Origin of the sequence: Nocardiopsis lucentensis DSM 44048 (assembly GCF_000341125.1) — a bacterium.
Classification (GTDB): Bacteria; Actinomycetota; Actinomycetes; order Streptosporangiales; family Streptosporangiaceae; genus Nocardiopsis; species Nocardiopsis lucentensis.
In genome coordinates, this window is record NZ_ANBC01000823.1 from 1 (window position 1) to 2,019 (window position 2,019).

The 2,019-nt window shown below is 70.9% G+C and carries 2 protein-coding genes; both read left to right on the plus strand.

The genetic code is table 11. The features are described from left to right. On the plus strand, positions 1-455 hold a 455-nt coding region (locus tag D471_RS0128685; RefSeq protein WP_017601805.1), incomplete at its 5' end, for an enoyl-CoA hydratase/isomerase family protein. Positions 456-785: 330 nt separating this feature from the next. After that, a partial coding sequence (locus D471_RS0128690) for a DEAD/DEAH box helicase (RefSeq protein WP_017601806.1) occupies positions 786-2,019 on the plus strand: 1,234 nt, incomplete at its 3' end.

The following is a 2,019-nucleotide window of genomic DNA, read 5'->3' on the forward strand; positions in this document are numbered from 1 at the left end:
TGACCGTCGCGGCGGTGCGCGGCCACGCGATCGGCGCCGGGTTCCAGTTGGCCCTGTCCTGTGACATCCGCGTCCTGGCCGACGACGCCTCCCTGTGTATGAAGGAGCCCGCGCTCGGCCTCGTCCCGGACCTGACCGGGACCAAGCCGCTCGTGGACATCGTGGGGGTGCACCGCGCGACCGAGATCTGCCTGACCGCGCGCCGGGTGGGCGCGAGCGAGGCACGTGAGCTGGGCCTGGCCGAGCTGGTCGTCGGCGTCGACGAACTGCACGGGGCCGTCGACGACCTCGTCGAGGGGCTGCTCGCCACCAACCGCGACGCCGCCACCGCCACCAAGGCACTGCTTCAGCAGGCGGCGGGCAACACGCTCGAACAGCAGGTCGCCGCCGAGCGTCGGGCCCAGATCGGCCGACTCACCGCGCTCGCCGAGGCGACGGCCGCCGGCTCCAGATAGCGGGAGAGCCCGCCGGAGACGGGGTGGGAGACCTGGATCACCGGGGAAAACCACCCATCCCGTCCCCGATGCGGGGGGATCTCTAGTACGCTGCTCCAGGCGGTCATTCCATTGCCGCGCGCATCCGAGCGTGCCGGGCCGCACAAGACGCGGACAGCGTGTCGACGGCGTCGACGCCACTCTTGACCCGAAGAGTCCAGGAGCCCCATCTGAATCGGGGCCCGCTTCCGCGTGTGATCAGGCGCGTTTGTGTGATTTCTTCGCTGGGTCCCCGGGCCGTGTGGAGCCTTCCTCGAAACGCCGCCAAACGATGAGGAAGGTACACGTCACTTGACGGACACTGCCGTAGAGCCTGCCTTCGACGCCCTCGGGCTTCCCCAGGACATCGTCGACGAGCTGGCCAAGAACGGTGTGACCACCCCGTTCCCGATCCAGGCCGCCACGATCCCCGACGCCATCGACGGACGCGACGTCCTCGGCTGCGGCCGCACCGGATCGGGCAAGACCCTGGCCTTCGGCCTGCCGGTCCTGACGCGCTGCTCCGAGCGCCGCGCCGCCTCCGCTCGTCCCCGGGCCCTGATCCTGGTGCCCACCCGTGAACTGGCGCATCAGGTGCGTGACGCCCTGCGCGGCTACGCCCGCGTCCTGGGCGTGCGCGTCGGCGACGTCGTGGGCGGCAGCTCCTACACACGTCAGATCAACGAACTCCGCCGCGGCGTCGACGTCCTCGTCGCCACCCCGGGCCGCCTCACCGACCTGATCGAGCAGGGCGCGTGCGACCTGGGCGACGTGGAGATCTCGGTGCTGGACGAGGCCGACCAGATGTGCGACATGGGCTTCATGCCGCAGGTCAGCGAGCTGCTCGACCAGGTGCACCCGGACGGCCAGACCCTGCTGTTCTCCGCCACGCTCGACGGCGACGTCGACAAGCTGGTGCGCAAGTACATGGACAACCCGCGCACCCACTCGGTGGACCCGCCGGTCTCCCAGGTCACCACCATGGAGCACCACCTGCTCAAGGTGCTGCCGCGCGACAAGAACAAGATCGTCGCCCAGATCGCCGCGCGCGAGGGCCGCACGATCCTGTTCGTGCGCAGTAAGTACCGCGCCGACACGATCAGCGAACAGCTGGTCCAGGCCGGTGTGCCCTGCGCGTCCCTGCACGGCGGCAAGACGCAGAGCGTGCGCACCCGAACCCTCGCCAAGTTCCGCGAGGGCCGTATCCAGGCCCTGGTCGCCACCGACGTCGCCGCACGCGGCATCCACGTCGACGGCATCGACCTGGTCGTCAACATCGACCTGCCCACCGGCCACAAGGACTACCTGCACCGCGGCGGCCGCACCGCCCGCGCGGGCTCCTCGGGCGCCGTGGTGTCCCTGGTGGCGCCCAACCAGCGCCGTATGGCCCGCCGCCTGCTCAACGACGCCGGCGTGGACGCCAAGCAGCACCTGGTCAACCCCGGTGACGAGCTGCTCACCGAGGTGACCGGGGCCAAGGAGCCCAGCTGGGAGCCGTGGATCGAGCCGCCGGAGCCCGAGCGTCCGCGCCGCGGCCGTGGCGGCC